The sequence below is a fragment of the Halioglobus japonicus genome, from assembly GCF_001983995.1.
GTDB lineage: Bacteria > Pseudomonadota > Gammaproteobacteria > Pseudomonadales > Halieaceae > Halioglobus > Halioglobus japonicus.
In genome coordinates this window covers 3,090,043-3,105,374 of record NZ_CP019450.1, presented here as the reverse complement: position 1 = coordinate 3,105,374, position 15,332 = coordinate 3,090,043, and the positions used below count along the sequence as shown (strand labels likewise).

Genomic DNA, 15,332 nt, shown 5'->3' with positions numbered 1-15,332 from the left:
CTTACTTCTTGGCCTTTGCCCTCGGCTTTCGCTTCCTTTTGGGTTTGGATTTGGGTTTGGCGGCCTTACTGCTCAGACCTGCCGCTTCCTCCAGCTCCACCAGCGCATCTTCCATGTAGTCGATAATGCGCTGCACATGTGGCATCGAGCGGCGGCAAGCGATGATGCCAAAGTCCACATTCTGATCGTAGGTGACCAGGGTAATATTCATGGCCATCCCGTCTATGACGATGGAGAGGGGATAGGAGCCGTCCATACGTGCTCCGTTCCAATACATGGTTTCGCTAATGCCTGGCACATTGGAGATGGCGACATTGTAGGCAGGCATGCGGGATATCAGGCCCATGGGCACCAGGAGCAGGGAAGGGGTCTGCATGACCATGCTGACCAGTTCGATCTCCTTGGGCGACATGTCGGCATAGAACGCCCGGCCTGCCCTCACTGAGGCCATAATGGCCTGGATGCGTTTAGCTGGGTCCACAATGTCCGTTGCCAGGTCTGCGCTGATAGAGGCCACAGCATTGCCTGAGTCCACTTCCCCTGCCTGCCTGATCGACACCGGCACCATTGCCTTGAGTGATTCCTCGGGCAGTTCTGCGTGCGTCTCCAGATACTTTCGCAGGGCGCCGGCGCATATAGCCAGGACAGCGTCGTTAAACGTACCGTCAAAAGCACTACCAACCGCCCTTATGCGCGCAAAGGGCCATGACTGTGCGACAAAGCGCCGCGCTCCATCCACTTCGGTGTTGAGCGCGCTGGTGGGCACCTGTAAATGAGGCAGCGAGAGTTCACCGCCGCGCCCACTCCAGGCTTGCGTAAAGCCCTTGAGCGCGCGGAACAGGTTGGTGCCGCTGTCGAATGTCGATTTGAGCATGTCCGCTGCGTTACGCAATTCTTCATCGGTGTGTGCTGCCTGCTTGCCGAGGCGCAGGGCATCTTTATAGCGTTGCCAGGATTGCAGAGACAGGGGCGATTCGCTCAGCACGTTGTCGGGGTCGGCCGAGAGCATGCTGCGTGAAATGTGGATGGAGCGTGCGCCATCGACCGCCGCGTGATGGGTCTTGGTATATACGGCGAATTGCCTGTTTTTCAGGCCTTCGATCAGGTGCATTTCCCACAATGGTCGGGTGCGCTCCAGCAGCGTGCCGTGCAACCGGGATACGAGTGTAAACAGTTCGCGGTAGCGGCCCGGTTTGGGGAGCGCGGAATGGCGGACATGGTAATCCATGTCCAATGCGGGGTCCGGCTCCCAATAGGCGTTGCCAGCAATCCCCAGGCGCCCAAGTTTGAGGCGGTCGCCGAAAGGGGGCAGTAATGCATCTGCCTCGCGCACATTGCGGGCGAGGCTGTGCATGAATTCGTGCTCGTCCACGCCATCAGGAAGTGTGTACAGGGAGACGCCGCCCACGTGCATGGGCATCTCGCGTGTTTCCGCCATCAGGAAACCTTTGTCCACAAAACTGAGCTTCTTCATCGCTCCCGCTCCTGCAAAGGGGGGCAGACCACTATTAAAAATAGTGGTCTGCCCCCGGTTTTATTTCATCTGGTTGAAAACCGGCTTGCGCTTCTCAATGAAGGCGAGCATTCCCTCTTGTTGATCCGGCGTGCCGAATGTTTCCAGCACGGCAGCTCTCTCGGTTTTCAGCAATTCGTTCAGGTCGCGGTCTTCACTGCCAACCGCCACGTTCATGACGCCTTTCACTGCCAAAGCCGGTTGTGATGCGAGCTCACGGGCAAGATCCATGGCACGCTGTTTCAGCTCCTGGAGTGGCCACACTTCATGGACGAGGCCGATACGTAGCGCCTCAGATCCGGATATTTTTTTGCCGCGGAGAATCATATCCAGTGTGTGATCGCGGCCTACGCATTTGCTCAGGCGTGCGCTGCCGCCCCAGGCGGGAACAGAGCCCAGATCCATTTCCGGCAGGCCAATCTGGGCACCTTCTGCTGCGGCAAGGCGGAAGTGGCAGCCAAGTGGTAATTCGAGGCCAGCGCCGAGGCAGTATCCGAATAGAGTGACAACCCAGGGTTTACCCATATTCTCGATGGCGGCGATCATCCGCAGACGTTGGTCGAAAAATGCGTGTGGATTGAAGTCCTGTTGCATCGCCGCGCCGAGCTGCATCAGATCCATGCCGACCGAGAAATTGTCCAGGCCTTCGGCAGTCATTACCACTGCACGGATATTGTTGTCGTCGGCGATGTTGTTGACGAGAGATTCCAGCTTATCGACAAACTCGAGGCTCATGCGGTTATAGGGGGCATCGTTAACCGAGATAACGGCCACACCTTCGTCAACAGTAAACAGCAGTGCTTCGCTCATATATTCAGCTCTCTTATTGTCACGGAACAGACCATCACTTTATCTTTTTGAAATGGTGGTCTGTCCCTAATTTTTGCTCAATTACTATAGGCCGATGCGGGTCTTGATAATCTCAGAAGAGTTTGCCGGAAGGCTAAACGAAACCCCATCCTGGCCAATGGTGTACGCCGGAAAAATGTCTTCAGCACCGTCCAGGAACAGCGCATCCTGGCCCGGGATGACCATGGGCGGCACAATGTGATAGTAGAGCAGGTGGCCAACTTTGGCATCTCTGGCGATCTCGGCAGCCTCAACCGGGCTGGTGTGGTAGTCGAGAACATCGTAAGTGATTTTCGCCATGATCGGGTTGCCAATTTTCTTGGCCGCTGCATTCATCCTCAAGAGGAGATTTGGCGCCAGCGCCTCATGCACGAGCAGGTCAATGCCTTCCGAAAATGCCTGCAAGTTAGCCTGCTTGGTTGTGTCGCCAGAGATCAGCAACGTACGGCCTTTGTAGCTGAACCGGTAACCTACCGCAGGATCTATCGGGAAGTGATCGACAACGAGCATCTCTACCTTGAGTCCGTCTTTTTCGTAGACTACGGTGAGCTCGTCTTTTGCGGGCACGTCAAACGCGATGGCCGTCATGCCGGCGCCACTCATTGGCGCGACTGTGTCCCCGTGGTGTTCATGACGATAAACGAAGTCTTGTGAATACGCAGCATTGAATGCCTCTACCACTTTTTCCACGCCTGTTGGACCGTAAACGGGGAGCGGGCTGGTATTGTCGCCAGCGGCCCAACGCAATGTACTTAGTTCGCCAAGGCCATCAATGTGATCAGAGTGGAAGTGGGTGATAAAAACACCGTCCAGGTCGCCGATAGGGTAGTTCATGCGGCCGAGGTTACGTGGTCCATCCGTGCCGGTATCAACCACGAAGAACTGCTCGCCGGCGACGACGGCGACACAGGGTCCTGAGGCTTTGGGTGCTGGCATCGGTCCGCCTGCGCCGCACAGTGTGAGGTGCAGCCCGTCGTCCAGATCGGCAATCAGGTTGGCCCCCATCATTCGTTCAAGGCCAACGTCCATGATTCTGCCAGCAATACTTGCACGCTGGCTGTATGCGATCACAGCAAGTGTGGCGATGACGCCTAGAACGAGCGCAGTCTTTTTCATAGTTCCACCATAGTAGAGAGTAGTTCGACTTGATACCGCAGTGTTACTTATGGCATTCTTTGTGTCAAATTAATTCACGGTTAGGTTACATGCCTATAAGTGTATGGTAACTAAGGTTTTTTGTTTATGAAAAGATTGCTCAAGATCGGTGTGGTAGTGGTTGTGCTGCTGGGTGTGTTCCTGCTTGCGTTACCTACGATCCTGCACAAGGCCGGTGTGCATCCTGAGTACACGGGCCCGACTGTCGAACTGCCTGGCAAGCGTGCCCTGGTCATTGCCACCAGCCACGCCGTGCTGGCGGCTCCCGGCGAAACCGAAGGCCCGGCAACCGGAGTGATGGCCTCTGAATTGACCCACCCTTACTACACATTTCTCGACGGTGGGATGGAAGTCGACGTTGCCAGCATCAAAGGCGGCGAGATTCCTATCGATCCGCAGACGCTGCAGTTTATGATTATTTCACCCGAGGACGAACGCTTTCTTGAGGACAGCATCGCGCTGGCGAAGGTGAAAAACTCCATCCCCATCGCGGATGTAGATGTGTCGCAATACGATATTGTCTTTATTGCCGGCGGCTGGGGAGCGGCCTACGACCTGGCGCAGTCGCCGGAGTTGGCGGCCAAGGTGAGTGAGGCCTACTACGGCGATAAGGCAGCGATGATCGGCGGTATCTGCCATGGCGTGCTAGGACTCGTGAGCGCGCGTGATCAAGATGGTGAGCTACTGATCGCCGGACGCCGCATGACAGGGGTGACCGATAAGCAGGTCAAGGAGCTAGGTATTGATATCACGCCACTGCACCCGGAAACGGAGCTTCGCAAGGCCAGGGCTATCTACGAAAGCCAGACTGCGTTCAAGGATTTCTTTGCCACCCACGTCACTGTAGATGATGAGCAGCGCTTTGTGACCGGGCAGAATCAGAACTCAGGCCTGGAGGCTGCCAATCGCATGATGCTTATCCTGGCCGACCGCGAGCAATAAAACTTAAGGGGACAGACCACAATTCGCCGTTTAATTGTGGTCTGTCCCCAATTGACCAATTGTGGTCTGTCCCCATTTTATCGGATGAGCAAATTATGAATAGAGTGTTGAGCGTGCTGGTACTGCTGCCGGCCATTCTTTTTATTGTGATGGGCGTTCGCTGGCTGGTAGCTCCGGCGGGCATCGCACCTGAATTCGGACTCGAGCTGGCAACAGGCCTGGGGCTTAGTTCGCAGGTGGGTGATATGTCAGGGTTTTTTCTGACCTTGGGCATCTGCATGTTGGCGGGCCTGGTGACAGGGCGGCGCACCTGGTTTTACCCGGCTGCGCTCCTGCTGTTTCTGACGGCCATTGGGCGGGTAGTCGCCTGGCTGTTCCATGATGCCGCCCTGGCGCCGCAGATCGGTGTAGAGTTGGTGGTCACGGTGATTCTTCTGCTCGCGTCACAGCGCTTGGCACGGGAGCCCTGAGTGGTGATAGCCCGTACGCTTTCGAGCGCATTGTTTGCCGCGCTGCTGCTACATACATCCCTGGGACAGTCAGAAGAAGCCATTGTTGAGCCGGAGCAGGTTCCCGTCGCTTCAGCGCGGCCCAACATCCTGCTGGTGCTGGCCGATGACCTGGGCTTTAGCGATCTTGGTTCTTACGGCAGCGAAATCAACACGCCCACACTCGATGCCCTGGCGCAGGAGGGCGTGCGCTTCACCAACTATCACACCGCGGCGAACTGTGCCCCCGCCCGTGCAATGCTGCTCACCGGGGTGGATGCGCACCTTGCCGGCGTGCCGAATATCCCGGAAATGCTGGCCCCCGAACAGCAACGCCATAGCCACTACCAGGGCGTGTTGGGCAGCAACGTGGTCACCGTGGCGACCCTGCTTGAGGGGGCTGGCTACCACACGTATATGGCGGGTAAATGGCACCTCGGGGTAGGTGACGGGCAGCTACCGAGTCAGCGCGGTTTTCAGCGCACGATCGCACTGGCGGACTCGGGAGCCGACAACTGGGAGCAGCGTCCCTATATCCCGCTCTACGAGAAAGCCAACTGGTACGCCGATGGTAAAGAGTACCAGCTGCCTGACGACTTCTATTCCTCACGCTTCCTGGTAGATAAAGCCATCGAGTTTATCGATAGCAATCTCGATGACGGCCAGCCATTCTTCGCCTATCTGCCATTCCAGGCGGTTCATATACCGGTGCAGGCACCGCAGGAATTCATCGATCGTTATATGGGTGTCTATGATGGCGGGTGGGATGAATTGCGCGAGCAGCGGCTGGCCCGTGCCGTAGAACTTGGGATAGTGCCTGCAGGCATCGACATGGTTCAGATGTCGACAACCGGTGACTGGGACGCGCTGGATGCAGGGCAGCGTCGCTATGAGGCGAAGCGAATGGCTGTATACGGCGCCATGGTTGAGGCTATGGATTTCCATCTTGGGCGCTTGTTTCATTATCTCAAGGCGCGAGGGCAATACGAGAATACGATTGTTATCTTCACCTCGGATAACGGTGCGGAGGCCAGCGGCCCGGCAGATCCTGATTCCCTTGTGGCCCGCCGCGGGCCAGAGGCGCTGGGCTATAACACGGATTACGAAAGTCTTGGCCTCAAGGGTAGCTACAACACGATTAGCCCCAGTTTTGCCAGCGCCGCTGCCAGCCCACTGGCGTACTACAAATTTTATGCGGGGGAGGGCGGCATGCGGGTGCCATTGATTGTGGCAGGGGCCGGCCTACCCGGGCAGGGTGAGCTCAATCATGCGTTTTCATTTGTCACCGATATTACGCCCACCATACTCTCACTGACCGGGGTGGCTGCACCTGAAGGTCGCTTTGGCGGCCGGCCGGTAGAACCGATGATCGGGCGCGACCTGAAGCCACTGCTGAAGCAGGAAGTAACGCGTGTGTACGGAGCTGAAGACGCTGTCGGGTATGAATTGGCAGGGCATGCGGCGTTGTTCCAGGGCGATTACAAATTGCTCTCCATTCGCCCGCCTTTAGGGGATGGGCAGTGGCGTCTTTACGATATCGTGCGAGACCCAGGTGAAACCATCGACCTTGCTGCAGAGCAGCCGGTCAGGCTTCAGCGTATGCTGTCGGCCTATGCAGTGTATGCCCGGGACAACAAAGTACTGGCAAACCCGCCAGGATATGACCACATGAAACAACTGGTGATCAACACGCTCTACCAGCGTCTGCAGACGCCAGTGCTGGTGGGATTGCTGACGGCGCTGATACTGCTGCCATTCCTGGTTGCTTACAGGGCAAGAAGAAAGGTTCAATAACATGTCAAACACACACAAGCTATACGCGATCACCCACTCTCTGTATTCAGGCCGGGCGCGCAGCTATCTGATCAAACAACAGATCCCGTTTCAGGAGTTGTCTACGGGCCACGAGAGCTTCAAGGCTGAGGTGCTGCCCAAGGGTAAACTGGCCACTATCCCCACGCTGGTGACCCCTGAAGGGGAAGTGATTCGCGACGGCGCCGCTATCATTGAACATTTCGAGGCGGCCAACGGTCGTCCGAACCGTCCGACAGGCCCACGTCAACAGGTGATCAGTGCACTGTTCGATGTCATCGGCACCGATGGCCTGCTGCGTCCGGCGATGCACTACCGCTGGAACTTCCCGGAAGACAATCTTGAGTTTGTGCGTTATCACTTTCTTCATTCCCAGCGGGACATGCCCGAGCGCGAGGAAAAAACCGAGGCGATGATGAATCGCATGCGTCACGCGGGTATGTTTTTTGGTGTTAACGATGAGACACGCGAGGTGGTTGAGGCTCTCTATCTGGAGTACCTGGAAGCCCTGAACGCGCACTTTGAGCAGTATCCCTACCTGCTGGGCTGGCGTCCCTCCATTGGTGACTACGGCCTGTTGGCGCCGATGTATGCTCACCTGGGGCGCGACCCTCATCCAGCGAGGCTCATGCAGCAGCGCGCCACGCGGGTGTATCGCTGGGTAGAGCGCATGAACCGTGCGGATCAGGATGTGCCCGAGTACTTCAATGCCGGGACCGATTTTCTGGCGGACGATGAGATTCCCGATACCCTCGTGGCCGTACTCAAAGTGTTGGCCGAAGACTTCATGCCGGAAACTCTTGCGGCAGCAGCGCATATTAATACATGGCTGGACGAGAATCAGCCCGAGGCCGGTTCAGCGGCGGTGGGGCGCCTGGCCCAGGCCGTGGGGACCGCGGAGTTCTCCCTGCGCGGTGCTACCATCAATGCGCTTGCCCAGCCCCATCGCTTCTACCTGCTGCAGCGTGTGCAGGATACCTACGCTGCATTGGCAGATGATGAAAAAGCCGAGGTCGACTCGCTCTTGGCGGAATGCGGCATGACGCCCATTCTCACGGCCACCCTGAGCCGCCGTATCTCTCGCGCCGATAACCTTGAAGTTTGGGACTAGAAAATATGGGACAGCCCACAGTTTTATGCAAAACTGTGGGCTGTCCCATATTGCTATCTGAGGCTGGCGCCTTGAGCGACAAGAAGACCTACCGCCAGACTAAATTCGTGCGACCTGCGGGTGCTACCGAGATCTTGTTGATCCGACATGGCGAATCCAGAGCGGCCTCCGAAGACAACCCATTCCCGCTGGTCAATGGTCAGGGCGACCCGGAGTTGGCTGCTACTGGGCGAGATCAGGCGGAGAAACTGGCTCAACGCCTCGCCGATCATGCGATTGATGCTGTCTATGTGACAAACCTGCGCCGTACGCGTGAAACGGCGGCACCGCTGTGCAAAATCAAGGGGATTGTGCCTGGGGTTGTAGAAGATCTGCGTGAAGTCCACTTGGGCGATTGGGAAGGCGGGGTATTCCGAATCAAGGCGCACCAGAACCATCCCAGCATTGTGGAAATGTATGAACGGCAAGAGTGGGGTGTGATTCCTGGCGCAGAGAGTAATTCTGAGGTAGATGCCCGTGTAGCACGTGGGCTGGAGCACATCATTTCAAAACATCCCGACCAGATGGTGGCCGTTGTCGTGCACGGCGGAGTCATCGGCAGTGTGCTGGCGCAGGCTACTCGCTCGGAGCCATTTGCTTTCGTCGGTGCCGACAATGGGTCGATCAGTCATCTCGTTGCTCACCGGGGGCGCTTGAGCCTCAGGCGTTTCAATGACACCAGCCATTTGTCTCTCGCGATAGGTTCGGACACGTCGATGCCAACCTGAAACTGGGGGCAGGCCAAGCGCGAACATTGTGGTCTGTCACAAAAAAAAGCCCAGGCACTAGGCGCTGGGCTTGATAATCAGGACATAGCTACGTTTAGAAGTCGTAGCGAACTGTCGCTCCATACGTTCTCGGTGGGGCCAGGAAGTAGGCGTCCATATCGGTGATGGGGTAGGCTACCAGAGTCTGGGCCGCGTATTCCTCATCGGTCAGGTTCTTGCCCCACACGCTTAGATTCCAGTTGTCGTTGCGCCAGCCCAGGGTCATATTCAGGTTCTGGCGGTCCTGTTCATCCTGGGCCTGCAACTGTGCAGCTGGCGCCGTGTTGGTCAGGTGGTCACCCATAAAGCTGTAGTCGCCGCGCAGGTAGGTATTGCCGTCGGCGAGGGGTAGGACGAGGGTTGCTGCCAGGCTGCCGCTGATGTCCGAGGCGTATGCGAGGTCCAGGCCTTTGTCTGGCCCGCCGGTGAACTCGTACTTGTCTAGATACTGCAGGCCAAAGGTGACGGTCAAGTTGGGCAGCGGCAGGGCATCCATCTGGAAGTCCAGGCCAGCAACTTCTGCCTCGCCCTGGTTGGAGGTGAACTGGCCAAGACCGCTGGAAGCCTGCTGGTTGGTCTGCATGTCTTCGATCTTGGTGAAGAACAGGGTGGAGTTAATGCGTAGGCGATTGTCCAGCAGGGTGCTCTTGATGCCGAGCTCGTAACTGGTTGTGTCTTCGTCGTCGAATTCGCGCTCATCGGATTCGCCGGCTACACCGTTAAAGCCACCTGACTTGGTGCCCGTTGAGGCACTGGCAAAGAGCATTGTGTCGAGGTTCAAGTCATAACTGACACTTGCAAGCCAGTCCACGTTGTCGCTGCTGCGATTGAACGACTCATCTATCTCCGGGCGGGCTGATGACAGGAGTGAAAAGGGCGGAACAATGCCCTGTTGAGCCAGCAGATCGAGGACAAATTCAGGAATATTTTCCGGGTCCTGAGCTGTCAGGGCTGTGGACTCGACGTCATTAAACAGTTCCGCATCCTTTTCTTCATCGCTCCAGCGCAGACCGCCAGTCAGGTGCCAGTGGTCTCCGACGTGCCATGTGGCTTGACCGAACACAGCAATAGTTTCGGTTTCGAAAACGCTGTTCTGGATGGCATAGTCACCCGGCGCTGCGATCAGTGGCAGCGATGGCCCGAAGATCTCGGTGCCAACAGCGATATCGTCCCCCACAATAGTTGAAATACGCCCCTCGAATTCCTTGGTCTCCTGCTCGAAGTAGTAGAGACCCACCATATAGTCGACGTTGTCTGTACTGTTGCTGAAGCGCAGCTCCTGGGAGAAACTATCCCCGGATTGGGGCTGGTCTATCCATGTCGCGTTCAGCACAGACCGGCTGGCTTCCTGGGAGGATTCAAGTTCGTATTCATCCCAGGAGGTGATGGATTCAATCATGCCCCAGTCTGCTTCATAGTCAATATGGAGCGAAACGGCGGTGGATTCCTGTTCGAATGGGCTTGGGGTGTCCTGTGATGTCTTGTGATCGAATGGATCATCGCCCAGGGGCGGAAGTCCTTGATCGATAATCGCCTGCTCTGCAATGGGGCTGTGAACAGAATCCGGTGAGCAGCAGTACATATCACGTTCTACCCGGCTGGCCTTGAGCAGTAACGACATTTCATCCGTCGGCTCCCAGGCCAGTTTGCCCACAACATTCCACTCATCGGCGTCGTTGAGGTCTGGTCCTGCGAGGTTTTCCAGGTATCCGTCACGCTCATGGTAGTTCCCTGCAATACGGTACGCCACGGTGTCAGAGAGGGGGCCTGATACTGAGCCGGTATAGCGTTGCATGGCATAGTTGCCGGCAGTGGCTTCCAGGTGGCCTTCGGTTTCCTCGAAGTTGGGGCGCAAGGTGGTAATGCTGATAGCGCCGGCGTTGGTGTTCTTGCCGTACAGCGTACCCTGCGGCCCCTGTAGTACCTCGATACGCTCGATATCCACCAGGTCTGACACAGCAAGGCCGGTCCGATTCAGGTAAACGCCATCGACGAAGGTGCCCACAGAGGGTTCAAGAAAAGTGGAGCCGGCGGTGCCGATGCCGCGAATGGTCATCCGCGCGCTGAAAGGGCTGATGTTGGCGTTAATGTTGAGTGATGGGGTCAGTACAGCGACATCTCCAGCGTCGCGGATATTGGCTTCCTGAATTGTATCTTCATTGAACGCTGTGACAGTGACTGCAATGTCCTGCAGGCTTTCGGCGCGCTTTGTGGCAGTGACAATTACCTCTTCCAGAGCCAGTGACTGCGCAAATGCGCCAGCCCCATAGGTGGCGAGAGCGAGTGCTGATACCAGGGGTTTTAATCTCATCATAGTAAGGTTCCTCACGGCGTATTATTTTATAACGGCATTGATTATGTCATTTGTATGTGGCATAAAGTATGCCATAATTATGAAAAACGCAAGCGCAATATCGACGAATGTGGAATTCTCCACGCGTCGAGCGCGGCTACAGGATAAGAAAAAGGATCCCCTAAAGATGGAATTCAAACGTACACCGGATCAGCGATTCGAAGACCTTCCCGACTACCCCTATGAGCCCCATTATGTGCAGGTGGCCGATGGTGAAGGTGGGGAGCTGCGCGTCCACTATCTGGATGAGGGGCCGTCGGACGGGGATGTAGTGATGCTGATGCATGGTCAGCCCGTATGGAGCTACCTTTATCGCCACATGATCCCGCCGTTGGTCAGCGCCGGCTTCAGGGTGATTGCGCCAGATCTGGTTGGCTTCGGTCGCTCTGACAAGCCCACTCGTACCGAGGATTATACCTACGCCAGGCATGTGGCCTGGATGAGTGACTGGCTATGCCAGCTTGATCTTCAGGGCATCACTGTGTTCTTCCAGGATTGGGGTAGCCTGATTGGACTGCGGCTGGTGGCAGCTTTTCCCGAGCGATTCGCCAATGTCGTTCTCTCTAATGGTGGGCTGCCGGCTGGGTTGATTCCTGAAGAGTTTGCTGAGCCGTTGCGAGAAGCTTATAAGACGCTCCCGGTTGTCCCTGCGGCTGAGTTGGATTCGCGTTTCCGCGATACCTCCGGGCTGCCAGGTTTTATGTATTGGCGAAAGTTCTGCGCAGAGAGTCCGGAGGCACTGCAGCCAGGTAATTTTTTAGACATGATTGGCAATGCCAAGCCCCTTTCAGAAGCGGAGCAGGCAGCGTTCAATGCGCCCTATCCGGATGAGTCCTATCTGGCGGGTGCGCGCCGTTTTCCCTCGCTTGTGCCCCTGTTTCGGGACGAGCCAGAGGTCGAGGAAAATCGTGCTGCCTGGAAAGTTCTCGAGCAGTTCGATAAGCCTTTTTTGCTCGCCTTTGCAGATGATGATCCTGTGACCTCGGCGATGGCGAAGCCGTTCATGGATAAGGTGCCCGGTTGTCAGGGCCAGAAACATAGAACTATCGAGCCCGCAGGGCATTTCCTGCAACAGGACCAGCCCGAGCAATGCGTACAGGCGCTCCTGGATATCACCGGTCGCAACTAACAAAGCATCGGGTACAGACCACCATTGACTCCGTTAATGGTGGTCTGTACCCAATCAAGTAAGGAGTAAATATGGATACCCGTTTTTCTGATGAGGAACTCGCCTTCCAGGCGGAGGTTCGGCAGTTTTTCGCCGAGGTGATGGATGATGACCTCAATGCGATGTTGGCAGCTGGCGAAGCGTCGCCGAAGCTCAAAGAAGGTATGGTGGAGTACCAGCGCCGCCTCAATGCGAAAGGCTGGCTAGCGCCTGGTTGGCCCGTGGAATACGGCGGCCAGGATTGGACGGCGACCCAGCACTACATCTTCAATGCAGAGCGTGGCAATGCCGGTGCCCTTGCACCCATTCCCTTTGGCGTGACCATGGTGGCCCCCGTCATTTATACCTATGGTACTGAGGAACAGAAGGCCCGCTTTTTGCCGCGCATTCTCACCTCTGACGACTGGTGGTGCCAGGGCTACTCAGAGCCGGGCGCGGGTTCAGACCTGGCTTCGCTGCAGTGCAAGGCCGAGAGAGAAGGCGATGAGTACGTGGTTACCGGGAGCAAGATCTGGACATCGTTTGCCCAGGCTGCTGATTGGATCTTCTGCCTCGTTCGCACTGACAACAGCGGGCGCAAGCAGGATGGCATTAGCTTCCTGCTGATTGATATGAAGACCCCGGGTGTGACGGTCAGCCAGATCGAAACCATTGACGGTATCTACCACCTGAACGAGGTGCATTTCGACAATGTGCGCGTGCCGGTGGAGAACCGGATTGGAGAGGAAGGTAAGGGCTGGACTTACGCCAAGTCGCTGCTGGTTCATGAGCGTCTGTCGATTGCGGAAGTGCCTGAGTCAAGGCGCAACCTTGAGAAGCTGCGCGCGCTAGCGCGCGCTGAAGTAAATGGCGGTGATTCCCTGCTGGATGACCCGATTTTCGCCGCTCGCCTGGCTGAGGTAGAGATAGACCTGATGGCACTGGAGTTCACTGAGTTGCGTGTTCTCGCCTCCGCGGCGGAGGGGGGCATGCCCGGTCCAGAGTCGTCCCTGCTGAAGTTGCAGGGGACGACAATCCAGAAAACGCTACAGGAATTGCGCATGGATGTGGCGGGCTATTATAGCCAAGCGCTTCAGGGTGACCTGGATGGCGCGCAGTTTGGCCACGACTTTGCTGACGTTGCCCAAAAGCAGTACTTCCGGGGACGCGCCTCCTCCATCTATGGCGGCTCAGATGAAGTACAGAAAAATGTAACTGCCAAGCATGTGCTGGGCTTGTAGGTAGAACACCAGGAGTAATGTGATGAATTTCAATCTATCTGAAGAGCAGACCATGATCCAGGACAGCATTGCGCGCTTTGTCCAGGATAACTACAACTACGATCAGCGTAATGCCGTGGTGGCACTGCCCGGCGGCTTCAGCACTGAACACTGGCAGCAATTCGCCGACCTCGGTTGGCTTTCCATTCCCTTCGCAGAGGAGTTCGGCGGTTTTGGCGGCGGGCCTGTGGATACCATGGTTATCATGCAGGAGTTGGGGCGCGGCCTGGTTATTGAACCTTTTCTTCCCACGGTAGTTCTGTTCGGTGGCCTCTTGCAGGCTGGCGCCAGCGACGAGCTCAAGAATGATCTCATTCCGCAGATCATTGCCGGACAGCTGCAGGGCGGCTTCGCCTATCTGGAGCGCCAGAGCCGCTATAGTGTCGCGGACGTCAAGACATGTGCCCGACAGGATGGCGTGGACTGGGTCCTCAATGGTGAGAAGACAGTTGTGCTCAATGGTGGCGCAGCACAGAAACTGATTGTCCTTGCTCGCAGTTCCGGCGAACAGGCTGATGAGAATGGCTTGAGCCTGTTCCTGGTAGATAGCAACGCTCCCGGTGTGGAGACGACAAGCTACCGTATGACCGATGGTCGTGAAGCAGCCAACGTCGTACTCGATAACGTTACCGTTCAGGCGCTGATTGGCGGCCCCGGTGAAGGCTATGCGCTTATGACACCCGTGATCGAGCAGGCCATGCTCGCCGTAGCAGCAGATGCTTTTGGGGCGATGGAGTCCCTGAATGCCCAGACGCTGGAATATCTCAAGACGCGCAAACAGTTCGGCACTCATATCGGTGCGTTTCAGGCCCTGCAGCACCGTATGGTGGACATGTTCGCTGCCTGCGAGAACACCAAATCACTGCTGTATCGGGCCGTGTGCGCCTTTGATGCCGGCGACGCCGACGCGCAGCGTAGCCTGCTGGCTCTTAAGGTCATGGTGGGCCGGGCAGGGCGTAAGATCGGCGGTGAAGGTATTCAGATGCACGGTGGCATGGGTATGACCGAAGAGCTTTCGGTGGGTGCCTACGTCAAGCGCCTTATGATTGCCAACATCTTGTTCGGTGATGCCGATCACCATCAGCAGCAGTTCGCGGCTTTGGTAAACACACCGGCAGCAGCGTAAAAAAGTGGGGGCAGACCACAATTAGTTTCACTGAGTGTGGTCTGTCCCCAATTAGAGGATCTTAAATGATTGAATATAAGAAAGAAGGCAGTCTTCACCTCGTTACTATGAACGACGGCCAGAACACCATCTGTCCTCAGTGGCATCAAGAGATGCTGGATATTCTCGATACGGTAGAGAATGATTGCGGGCAGGGGGCAGCGTTGGTCCTCACGGGTACCGACAAGTTCTTCTGTAATGGTCTTAACCTGGAAAAGGTCATGGCGCTCTCACCGGAAGAGATGCAGGTTTTTGCCAAAAATATGGCCGAGATCCATAGCCGGTTCCTCGTTTTGCAATGTCCTACTGTCGCGGCTTTGAATGGCCATGCGTTTGCGGGCGGCGCATTTATGGCGCTGTCCTGCGACTATCGAATCATGCGGGAAGGTCGCGGCTGGTTCTGCGTGTCCGAGGTGGATGTAGGCGTGCCAATTCCTCCGCCTATGATGGGTATCTTGCAGGGTAAACTCACACCCAACATCGCTCGTGACGCGCTGCTGACGGGCAAACGCTATACCGCTGAAGAAGCAATGGCTGCGGGTATTGCCGATGGTAAAGCTTGTGCAGAAACATTGTTGGAGCAATCCATGGCCCTGGCAAGTCTATTGGCCACCAAAGAGCCCGGTATTTTCAAGACACTCAAGCAGACCTTGTTTGGTCCGATGGCTGAAGCACTGGTTGCGGGCTAGAAGATATGGGGAGGAATAGCAT

At 56.5% G+C, this 15,332-nt stretch carries 13 protein-coding genes; 9 read left to right on the top strand and 4 right to left on the bottom strand.

Annotated elements, in window-relative coordinates:
* Nucleotide 1: 1 nt before the first annotated feature.
* The 3 genes from BST95_RS14575 to BST95_RS14565 all read right to left on the bottom strand — a co-directional run bounded on the left by BST95_RS14575 (nucleotide 2) and on the right by BST95_RS14565 (nucleotide 3,478).
* A complete protein-coding gene (locus tag BST95_RS14575) occupies nucleotides 2-1,474 on the bottom strand; it encodes a WS/DGAT/MGAT family O-acyltransferase (protein ID WP_084200299.1) in 1,473 nt (490 codons plus the stop codon).
* Nucleotides 1,475-1,534: 60 nt separating this feature from the next.
* Nucleotides 1,535-2,323: an enoyl-CoA hydratase/isomerase family protein gene (locus BST95_RS14570; protein WP_084200298.1), complete on the bottom strand. Its 789-nt coding sequence runs from the start codon at nucleotides 2,321-2,323 to the stop codon at nucleotides 1,535-1,537.
* An 84-nt stretch (nucleotides 2,324-2,407) separates the two neighbouring features.
* On the bottom strand, nucleotides 2,408-3,478 hold the full coding sequence (locus BST95_RS14565; protein WP_084200297.1) for an MBL fold metallo-hydrolase: 1,071 nt from the start codon (nucleotides 3,476-3,478) through the stop codon (nucleotides 2,408-2,410).
* Nucleotides 3,479-3,604: 126 nt separating this feature from the next.
* Here BST95_RS14565 and BST95_RS14560 point away from each other — a divergent pair, with 126 nt between their 5' ends.
* The 5 genes from BST95_RS14560 to BST95_RS14540 all read left to right on the top strand — a co-directional run bounded on the left by BST95_RS14560 (nucleotide 3,605) and on the right by BST95_RS14540 (nucleotide 8,637).
* Nucleotides 3,605-4,459, top strand: coding sequence for a type 1 glutamine amidotransferase domain-containing protein (locus BST95_RS14560; RefSeq protein ID WP_084200296.1), 855 nt, complete (start codon nucleotides 3,605-3,607; stop codon nucleotides 4,457-4,459).
* Nucleotides 4,460-4,554: 95 nt separating this feature from the next.
* The gene (locus tag BST95_RS14555; protein WP_066051501.1) at nucleotides 4,555-4,929 is read left to right on the top strand and encodes a hypothetical protein; all 375 of its coding nucleotides are present in this window, start codon (nucleotides 4,555-4,557) and stop codon (nucleotides 4,927-4,929) included.
* Complete coding sequence (locus tag BST95_RS14550; RefSeq protein ID WP_229801580.1) at nucleotides 4,930-6,741, top strand: arylsulfatase; 1,812 nt, start codon at nucleotides 4,930-4,932, stop codon at nucleotides 6,739-6,741. It abuts the gene before it with no gap.
* A gap of 1 nt (nucleotide 6,742) precedes the next feature.
* The gene (locus BST95_RS14545) at nucleotides 6,743-7,870 is read left to right on the top strand and encodes a glutathione S-transferase N-terminal domain-containing protein (RefSeq protein WP_084200295.1); all 1,128 of its coding nucleotides are present in this window, start codon (nucleotides 6,743-6,745) and stop codon (nucleotides 7,868-7,870) included.
* 71 nt (nucleotides 7,871-7,941) lie between these two features.
* Nucleotides 7,942-8,637, top strand: coding sequence for a histidine phosphatase family protein (locus BST95_RS14540; RefSeq protein ID WP_102106124.1), 696 nt, complete (start codon nucleotides 7,942-7,944; stop codon nucleotides 8,635-8,637).
* 94 nt (nucleotides 8,638-8,731) lie between these two features.
* Here BST95_RS14540 and BST95_RS14535 read toward each other — a convergent pair whose 3' ends face one another.
* A complete protein-coding gene (locus BST95_RS14535; protein ID WP_084200293.1) occupies nucleotides 8,732-10,990 on the bottom strand; it encodes a TonB-dependent receptor in 2,259 nt (752 codons plus the stop codon).
* Between the two features lie 166 nt (nucleotides 10,991-11,156).
* On the opposite strand from BST95_RS14535, the gene BST95_RS14530 reads away from it, so the two are divergent.
* The 4 genes from BST95_RS14530 to BST95_RS14515 all read left to right on the top strand — a co-directional run bounded on the left by BST95_RS14530 (nucleotide 11,157) and on the right by BST95_RS14515 (nucleotide 15,310).
* Nucleotides 11,157-12,158 (top strand): haloalkane dehalogenase, encoded by a 1,002-nt coding sequence (locus BST95_RS14530; RefSeq protein ID WP_084200292.1) that lies wholly within the window; start codon nucleotides 11,157-11,159, stop codon nucleotides 12,156-12,158.
* A 71-nt stretch (nucleotides 12,159-12,229) separates the two neighbouring features.
* On the top strand, nucleotides 12,230-13,417 hold the full coding sequence (locus tag BST95_RS14525; protein ID WP_066051487.1) for an acyl-CoA dehydrogenase family protein: 1,188 nt from the start codon (nucleotides 12,230-12,232) through the stop codon (nucleotides 13,415-13,417).
* A 22-nt stretch (nucleotides 13,418-13,439) separates the two neighbouring features.
* The gene (locus BST95_RS14520; RefSeq protein ID WP_084200291.1) at nucleotides 13,440-14,582 is read left to right on the top strand and encodes an acyl-CoA dehydrogenase family protein; all 1,143 of its coding nucleotides are present in this window, start codon (nucleotides 13,440-13,442) and stop codon (nucleotides 14,580-14,582) included.
* Between the two features lie 65 nt (nucleotides 14,583-14,647).
* Entirely contained in the window at nucleotides 14,648-15,310 is a 663-nt protein-coding gene (locus BST95_RS14515; RefSeq protein WP_084200290.1) for an enoyl-CoA hydratase/isomerase family protein, read from the top strand.
* The last annotated feature ends 22 nt before the right edge of the window (nucleotides 15,311-15,332 follow it).

Coding starts and splice junctions, on each gene's coding strand:
- BST95_RS14555 (WP_066051501.1), top strand. CDS start 4,555: ATGAATAGAGTGTTGAGCGTGCTGGTACTGCTGCCGGCCATTCTTTTT.
- BST95_RS14565 (WP_084200297.1), bottom strand. CDS start 3,478: ATGAAAAAGACTGCGCTCGTTCTAGGCGTCATCGCCACACTTGCTGTG.
- BST95_RS14530 (WP_084200292.1), top strand. CDS start 11,157: ATGGAATTCAAACGTACACCGGATCAGCGATTCGAAGACCTTCCCGAC.
- BST95_RS14570 (WP_084200298.1), bottom strand. CDS start 2,323: ATGAGCGAAGCACTGCTGTTTACTGTTGACGAAGGTGTGGCCGTTATC.
- BST95_RS14535 (WP_084200293.1), bottom strand. CDS start 10,990: ATGATGAGATTAAAACCCCTGGTATCAGCACTCGCTCTCGCCACCTAT.
- BST95_RS14525 (WP_066051487.1), top strand. CDS start 12,230: ATGGATACCCGTTTTTCTGATGAGGAACTCGCCTTCCAGGCGGAGGTT.
- BST95_RS14520 (WP_084200291.1), top strand. CDS start 13,440: ATGAATTTCAATCTATCTGAAGAGCAGACCATGATCCAGGACAGCATT.
- BST95_RS14575 (WP_084200299.1), bottom strand. CDS start 1,474: ATGAAGAAGCTCAGTTTTGTGGACAAAGGTTTCCTGATGGCGGAAACA.
- BST95_RS14515 (WP_084200290.1), top strand. CDS start 14,648: ATGATTGAATATAAGAAAGAAGGCAGTCTTCACCTCGTTACTATGAAC.
- BST95_RS14560 (WP_084200296.1), top strand. CDS start 3,605: ATGAAAAGATTGCTCAAGATCGGTGTGGTAGTGGTTGTGCTGCTGGGT.
- BST95_RS14545 (WP_084200295.1), top strand. CDS start 6,743: ATGTCAAACACACACAAGCTATACGCGATCACCCACTCTCTGTATTCA.